The organism is Chromobacterium piscinae, from assembly GCF_021129175.1.
Lineage (GTDB): Bacteria > Pseudomonadota > Gammaproteobacteria > Burkholderiales > Chromobacteriaceae > Chromobacterium > Chromobacterium piscinae.
In genome coordinates this window covers 21,774-28,781 of record NZ_JAJOHV010000122.1, presented here as the reverse complement: position 1 = coordinate 28,781, position 7,008 = coordinate 21,774, and the positions used below count along the sequence as shown (strand labels likewise).

Annotated in this window: 7 protein-coding genes; all 7 read left to right on the top strand. The window is 59.5% G+C overall.

What is annotated here, in order from left to right; translation table 11 throughout:
* The coding region (locus tag LQR33_RS22500) for a DUF2345 domain-containing protein (protein WP_231470496.1) at positions 1-370 on the top strand (370 nt) is incomplete at its 5' end.
* Complete coding sequence (locus LQR33_RS22495) at positions 367-1,158, top strand: DUF4123 domain-containing protein (RefSeq protein ID WP_231470494.1); 792 nt, start codon at positions 367-369, stop codon at positions 1,156-1,158. The genes LQR33_RS22500 and LQR33_RS22495, both read left to right, overlap by 4 nt.
* Complete coding sequence (locus LQR33_RS22490) at positions 1,155-1,697, top strand: DUF3304 domain-containing protein (RefSeq protein WP_221665349.1); 543 nt, start codon at positions 1,155-1,157, stop codon at positions 1,695-1,697. The genes LQR33_RS22495 and LQR33_RS22490 overlap by 4 nt, the downstream gene beginning before the upstream one ends.
* 45 nt (positions 1,698-1,742) lie before the next feature.
* The gene (locus tag LQR33_RS22485; RefSeq protein ID WP_231179410.1) at positions 1,743-2,276 is read left to right on the top strand and encodes a DUF3304 domain-containing protein; all 534 of its coding nucleotides are present in this window, start codon (positions 1,743-1,745) and stop codon (positions 2,274-2,276) included.
* Complete coding sequence (locus tag LQR33_RS22480; RefSeq protein WP_221665347.1) at positions 2,264-4,339, top strand: T6SS phospholipase effector Tle1-like catalytic domain-containing protein; 2,076 nt, start codon at positions 2,264-2,266, stop codon at positions 4,337-4,339. The genes LQR33_RS22485 and LQR33_RS22480 overlap by 13 nt, the downstream gene beginning before the upstream one ends.
* Before the next feature lie 107 nt (positions 4,340-4,446).
* Positions 4,447-5,079 (top strand): hypothetical protein, encoded by a 633-nt coding sequence (locus LQR33_RS22475; protein WP_221665346.1) that lies wholly within the window; start codon positions 4,447-4,449, stop codon positions 5,077-5,079.
* A gap of 65 nt (positions 5,080-5,144) precedes the next feature.
* Entirely contained in the window at positions 5,145-7,004 is a 1,860-nt protein-coding gene (gene tssF / locus LQR33_RS22470) for a type VI secretion system baseplate subunit TssF (RefSeq protein ID WP_231470492.1), read from the top strand.
* Positions 7,005-7,008 lie beyond the last annotated feature (4 nt).

Here is a 7,008-nt window from a genome sequence, read left to right as displayed (position 1 = left end):
CGTGGCGGGGGTGAAGGACAAAGTGGCGCTGAAGCTGATCGCGGCGAAGGGCAAGGTGCAGGTACAGGCACAGAGCGACGCGATGGAGCTGACGGCGGATAAGGATGTGACCATCACCTCGGCCAAGCAGACGATACATGTCAACGCCAAACAGGAAATCCTGCTGACCTCGGGCGGCGCTTACATCCGCCTGAAGGACGGCAAGATCGAGCTGCACGCGCCGGGCACCATCAGCATCAAGGGCGCCAGCCACAACTTTACCGGGCCGGATCAAATGAATCCGCCGCTGCCGCGCTTCCCCAATACCGTGTGCAAGCAATGCATGGCTCAGGCGTTCAGCCAAGCCAACCCGCTGGTGGCCGCCAAATGAAGCCGCAAATCGTGATGACCGCCCCCAGCCCGGAAGCCTGGCTGTACATGTTATTGGAGATGGCGCGAGAGCTGGAGCTGCCATGGCTGGACCTGATCGTCGATCAGGCCGAGATGGGATCGCGCTGGCAAAGCAGGGTAGGTGCCCCGTATTCGCCGCGCATGCTGTTGCAAGACACTCCGCATGCCGAGGCCGCCGACGAAGGCCCGGTCTTGGTGCGCCTGGACGCCAGCCAGCCGCAAACGCGCTTGCTGAAACTGCTGCGGCAATGGCAGGGCCAGCCGCGGGTGCTGGCGCTGTTCAGCGGTTGGGACTACGACCAACTGGCCGAACGGCTGACGCTGTGCATGCAGGCCTCCTGGGACAAAGGTTTGCAGCAGGGCGTGCTGCGTTTCCACGATCCGCGGCTGTTCGCCGCCGTGGTGGACGCATTGGACGAGCCGCGCCGCCAGTTGCTGTTGGAGCCGGCGGTGCAATGGCACTGGCTGGACCGCGACGGCCACGCCCGCATGCTGGACGCCACCGCGCTGCAGTCGTTGCCGCCGCTGGAGTGGGAGCATGACACGCTGACGCTGGAGCAGCCGTATATCGACGCGCTGGCTTGTTGGCATTTGGCAGAAACTTGGCGGCAAAACCATTTGTTGGTGCCGCAGCTGTATGGCCTGGATTCCGAAGAGGAGCTGGTGCGTCGGCTGATGCAGGCCCATCAGGCGGCGGACAAAGCCAAGCTGTGGTCCGAGGCGGAGAGGATCCCGGTAGTGGAGCGCATGCTCAGGGAAAGAGCATGAGCTGGCGGCGCTTGCTCTGGGGAGGCGCGTTGATCGGTCTGGCGGGCTGCCAGGGCATGGGCGAGCCCAAGATGATGGGTGGCTCGGGGAGGACGATCAATACAGATCCCAATATCAGTATCGTCTGGGCAAAATTCAATGGCCAAGGGATTGATGGCGGTGGTGGTGATGATTGTTGCATTGAGTATCCCGCCAAATGGCTGCCGGGGATGACGGCGACAGTCGAGTGGATGAAAGATCCGCAGCGCTGGGGTAATCCGGATGGCTCCAAACGGCCAGCCAGTAATCAGGAAGCGATCAATCGTTGGGACAAAACTCATGAGTCGCGGTATACCCGTCACACCGCGATTGTATCGGTGCCTCAATATAACAAGACCTGCGGCGTGACGTTGATTTTCCTGCCTTGCGATGAGGCTAGGGTGATCATCGATTGCAAACAGTATTTCAATGTGATTCAGACCTTGCCAAATGGCCCGGGCAGCTATCCGGAATTGATCCGTCGGCTAGGCGGCAAGACGCAATGCGTTGCCGGCGTTTGAGACGCAAGCCAATGATTGAATGAAATATGAATAAGGGGAATAGGTATGTGGCATAAATGGTGGATGTTGCCGTTGCTGGCGGTGTTGGCGGCTTGCCAAAGCATGGGCGAGCCCAAAATGATGGGCGGCTCGGGACGAGTGATCAATACCGATAATCAAACCAGTATTGTCTGGGCGAAATTTAATGGTCAGGGCATCGCCGGCAGCGGCGGCGATGATTGCTGCATTGAGTATCCCGCCAAATGGCAGCCGGGTATGACGGCGACAGTCGAGTGGATGAAAGATCCGCAGCGCTGGGGCAATCCGGATGGCTCCAAACGGCCAGCCAGTAATCAAGAGGCGATCAATCGTTGGGACAAGATTCATGAGGCGCGGTATACCAGACATACCGCCATTGTGTCAGTGCCAAAATATGATGAGACATGTGGTGTGACGTTGATCTTCCTGCCTTGCGATGAGGCCAGGGTGATTATTGATTGCCAGCAACGCTTTGACGTGATCCAGACCTTGCCGGGGGGGGCGCGCCGCTATCCGGAGCTGATTCGCCGTTTGGGAGGTCAGCAGACATGTCGAAAGTAAGCCTGGCTCCCGCCTTTCCGGAGCGTGGCCACTGGCCGAGCGATTTGAATGAGGTGATCAAGCAGCGCTACGCGCAGCAGCGGGAAATCGCCGCGCACTGCGTGGATGCCCGGGGTGAGGGCAAGCCGGCGGATTGCGCGCTGGTGATGAATGTCAGTCTGTTTTTTGACGGCACCAATAATCACGGCGATAGCGATGATGCCGCCGATCCGGTGTGCAGCACAAATATTCGTCGCCTGTATCATGCGACAGTTGGTAAGGATGATGCTCAGTCTAGTGGCTATTTCAGCTACTACATCCAGGGTGTGGGCACTTGTTTCCCTGAGATTGGTGAGAAAAAGCCGTTGGATAGCGGTCTGCGTTACGCATCTGGCGGTGATGCCCGAATTCAGTGGGGCATTACTCGGCTGATTGATGCCTTGCATCTGGCAACGCCATTGAAGAGTCCCTCGGATAAAGCTATGGCCGAGCTGGTCGAGGGTATGCAATACCAGTATGAAAAGCGCGAGAAGGGGCCCGCGGTCAAGTATGAGACCAAGCCGGATGAGCGGCGGGCCCTGGTGAAAAAGGCGCTGAAGGACGTATTGGCAGAGCAGGAGAAGCCGGATCACAAGCCCAAGATCTTGAAGATCAAGTTGTTCGTTTATGGCTTTTCCCGCGGCGCGGCCGAGGCGCGCGCCTTTTTGTGGCGGTTGGGGGAGTTGATCGAGGATGGCGCGCTGGCCAGCTTCCCGATAGAGGTGAAGTTTGTCGGTCTGCTCGATACCGTGGCCTCGGTGGGGTTGACCGAGCTGGCGCCAGGCGCGCAGGGCCACCAGGGCTGGGCGGACGGCACAATGAAATTGCCGCCGTGGTTGCCGGCTGACTGCTGTGTGCACTTGGTCAGCGCGCATGAGCAGCGGCTGTGTTTCCCATTGGATTCGGTGGGCACTGATGCGGTGGGGGCCTATCCGGCCAGCGTCAAGGGCGAGTGGGTCTATCCCGGCATGCATAGCGACGTTGGTGGTGGTTATCCACCCAAAGACCAAGGAAAAGCATTGGGAGGGCAGTCGTTGCTATTGTCGCAGTTTGCGTTACAGCATTTGTATTCGCTAGCCTTTGCGTCGGATGCGCCGCTGAAAATCAACGAAGATAAGCTGATTAGCCCAAACAGCCAGCAGTTGCAGATGCTGAAAAGCAAAGAGCCCTGGCGTTTCATGGAAGATTCACTCAAGAAGCTGTTCGATGTGGATTCCGTGCTGGCTCAACGTTTCAACGCTTGGCAAACCTTCTCGACCAAACACCTGCCGGCCTCACGAAAAGAGGAGGGGCCGGTAGAGGCGATAATGCGGGCTCAAGCTGCCCAGATTAATGCTTGGCGGATAGAGCGTTTCTCCGGCGGCTTGCAGGGCAAGGGTGGGCAGGACCAGAGTCATTCCGATTTCTACCAATACGCGTCCAAAGAGCGGCAAACGCCTGAATGGCGGGTGAAGGAAGAAAAGCGGATCTGGGACAAGCAAAGTGGCAAGGGAAAACCGGCAATCCCGGAACCACTGTTGGACGAGGATAAAAAGCCGAGACTGGACGAGAATGGCAATCCTATTGAGTGGAAGCCTAATCTGAACAAGGCGTATGAGCCGACGCTGGACAAAGTGCAACTGGATTTGGGCGCGACCGACTTCACCAATGACTATCTCGATCGTGCCAGTTTGGCTAATAAAGGCAATTTTGTAGGCATTCTGACGTCCATTTTGACCAGCCCTTCGCGTTTGTTCAGCGCGGACAAGATCATGGACGAGTTCCCCTTGCTCAAGCGTGACAGCGAGGCTTTGTACGCTGATGTGGTGGCGGACAAGGAGTTGATGGCCTTGTATGACGACCACGTGCACGATTCCCGAGCCTGGTTCATGCAATCATCGCTGGACAAGCTGGAGCCGGGGGGCACTTATTGGCGTTACCGCACTATTTTCTTCACCGACGACATCAATAACAAGCAGCAGTTGGACAAGCTGCCGGAAGTGAAGGCGGAGCGCGAGCGGCGAGAGCGCGAGAAGGAAATGAAGAGGATGTACAGCGGCGGCTAAGCTGCGGGTAATCGGATATTGGACCCGAACAGGTTTGACGGGAATAGTGAGTGAATGGACCGGGCATGGAGTCGCGTGTGCGGACTGTAATTTTTGCAAGAATGAATATGAATCGTCGCAATTTTCTATTATCGACTGCCGCCTTGGCCCTGAGTGGTTGCACTACTGCCTCTTTGCTCAAGGAAAGCACGGAAGACACCGTTGATTATCAACGTGAAAAAGTAAGCGGTTTTTTCGCTTCTGTGGATGGCAAGAAGTTGGTGGTGCTGGGAACGGATTATCACTATGTGATGGACCAGATTGGTGATCTGCCCCAAGTGTTGCAGTCGCCGCTGAAGCCGCGGCTGAACGCTGAGTTTTCCTATTTCGACCTGGATCACGACAATCATGTGTTTGGCCAGGTGACGCTCCAACTCAAAGGCAAAGTCTCCGACGCGGAGCGCCAGCAGCTGCAAATGGAAGGCTTCGAATGCAAGGGGTTCCAAGAAGAAGTCTGGACCAAGGTTTACAAGGTTAGGGGCACGCGTTATTTGGCCAAAGGCTTCGAACTGCCGGCGTCGGTCAGCAAATTCAACCACGATTATGAAATCATCGTGCGGGAGAGCCACTCTCCGGGAGTGAAGCGCGCCATGGTGCTATTGACGCCGGTGACGTTGGCGATGGATGGGGTGCTAGTACTCGGAGGGATTGTTCTGGCGCCGGTAGCCCTTATCGTGCTGAGCAACACCCATTGGCGTTGAGTGCATGCATAGCTATTGATTTGGAATTAGCAGGCGATTGATATAACTATTTTACTTGAGCCTTCATGCTTGAATCCTTACTACCGTATTACGAACGCGAACTCGGCCACCTGCGGGAGCTGTCGGGCGAGTTCGCGCGCCGTTATCCCAAGATCGCCGGCCGGCTGCAGATGGAAGGCGACCAGTGCGCCGACCCGCACACCGAACGGCTGATCGAGGCGTTCGCGCTGCTGGCTTCGCGCATCCACAAGAAGCTGGACGACGATTATCCCGAGGTGGCGGAAAGCTTCCTGGACGTGCTGTACCCGCATTATCTGCAGCCGATTCCGTCGGCCACCATCGTCCAGTTCGAGTGCGATCCGGCGCGGCCGGAGATCGCCAAGCGTTACCGCGTGGAGCGTGGCCAGCCGGTGCATGCGCCGGCGATCAACGGCGTGGTGTGCAAATTCCGCAGCGCCTACCCGGTGGACTTGTACCCGCTGTCGCTTAGCAACGCCAAGCTGGAGCTGACCAGCGGCTCGCCCTATCTGCGCCAGCTGGCGCCGGACGCGGCGGCGCTGCTGACGATGGAGTTCCAGACCCACGGCGGCCTGGCTTTGAACAGCATTGGCCTGACTTCGCTGCGCTTCTTCCTGGACGGCGAGCCGGCGCTGATGCATCTGCTGTACGAGCTCTTGCTGTCCCAGGTGCTGCGCATCCGCGTCGGCGATGGCAGCGAGGACCCGTCGCGCAGCGCGGTGCTGCCGGCCTCGGCCATCCGTCCGGTGGGCTTCGGCCGCGACGAGGGCATGTTGGAGTACGACGAGCGCTCCTTCATGGGCTACCGGCTGTTGACCGAATACTTCTGCTATCCGGACAAGTTCCTGTTTGTCGACATCACCGAGCTGGACAAGGCCGCCGCGCGCCTGGACGGCGGCAAGCTGGTGTTGCAGCTGGTGCTGGGCGACTACCCGGACAGCGAGCGCCATCACCGCTTGCTGACCCAATTACAGGCGCATCACCTGAAGCTGGGCTGCGCGCCGGTGGTCAACCTGTTCAACCAGCCCGGCGAGCCCATCCGCGTCAGCCATCAGAAGGCCGGCTACGCGGTGCTGGCCGATGGCCGCAAGCAGCAGGCTTACGAAGTGATCCAGATCCGCCGCGTGGTGCGGGTGGAAAAGTCCGGCGAGGGCGAGAGCAGCGAGGAAGTGCCGCCGTTCTACGCGACGCGCCACGGCAGCGAGCGCCAGACGCCGCGATTCTACTGGCACGCCAGCCGCGAAGGCTCGCCGCGCGCCGGCGACAAGGGCACCGACCTGGAGCTGCACCTGGTGGACCTGCAGTTCAACGCGGTGCGACCGGCGGCCGAGGTGCTGAGCCTGGATCTGCTGTGCAGTAACCGCGATTTGCCGGAGCAGATCCCGTTTGGCGGCAGCCAGGCGGCGCAGCGTACCGACTTCAGCTTGCCCGGCCACTCGGTGGTGAAGCGGGTGCGGCTGCTGCGCAAGCCGTCCGCCACCCAGCGCAGCCCGCTGGGCCGCGCGGTGCAGTGGCGGCTGATTTCGCATTTGTCGCTGAACTACATGTCCATCGTCGATTCTGGCGTGGCGGCGCTGCAGGAGATGCTGGCGCTGTACAACCTCGCCGGCTCGCCGGTCAATGTGCGCCAGATCCAGGGCGTGGTGGGCATCGCCAGCCAGCCTGCGGTGACCCGCGTTACCGGCCGGGATTTCGCTGGCTTTGTCCGCGGCAGCGAAATCCGGCTGAAACTGGACGCCGATTATTATGTCGGCGGCAGCGTCTATCTGTTCGCCTCGGTGCTGGAGCGTTTCTTCGCGCTGTACTGCGCGCCCAACAGCTTCACCAGGCTGCGGGTGGAAACCGCGCAGCAAAACCAGGAAGTGGCGGTATGGCCGGCGCGGGCCGGCGAGGCCTTGGTGATTTGAGGCG

What these genes read in the sequence shown, in the direction of transcription:
- LQR33_RS22495 (WP_231470494.1), top strand. Translation starts at nt 367, where the DNA reads ATGAAGCCGCAAATCGTGATGACCGCCCCCAGCCCGGAAGCCTGGCTG.
- LQR33_RS22490 (WP_221665349.1), top strand. Translation starts at nt 1,155, where the DNA reads ATGAGCTGGCGGCGCTTGCTCTGGGGAGGCGCGTTGATCGGTCTGGCG.
- LQR33_RS22485 (WP_231179410.1), top strand. Translation starts at nt 1,743, where the DNA reads ATGTGGCATAAATGGTGGATGTTGCCGTTGCTGGCGGTGTTGGCGGCT.
- LQR33_RS22480 (WP_221665347.1), top strand. Translation starts at nt 2,264, where the DNA reads ATGTCGAAAGTAAGCCTGGCTCCCGCCTTTCCGGAGCGTGGCCACTGG.
- LQR33_RS22475 (WP_221665346.1), top strand. Translation starts at nt 4,447, where the DNA reads ATGAATCGTCGCAATTTTCTATTATCGACTGCCGCCTTGGCCCTGAGT.
- tssF (WP_231470492.1), top strand. Translation starts at nt 5,145, where the DNA reads ATGCTTGAATCCTTACTACCGTATTACGAACGCGAACTCGGCCACCTG.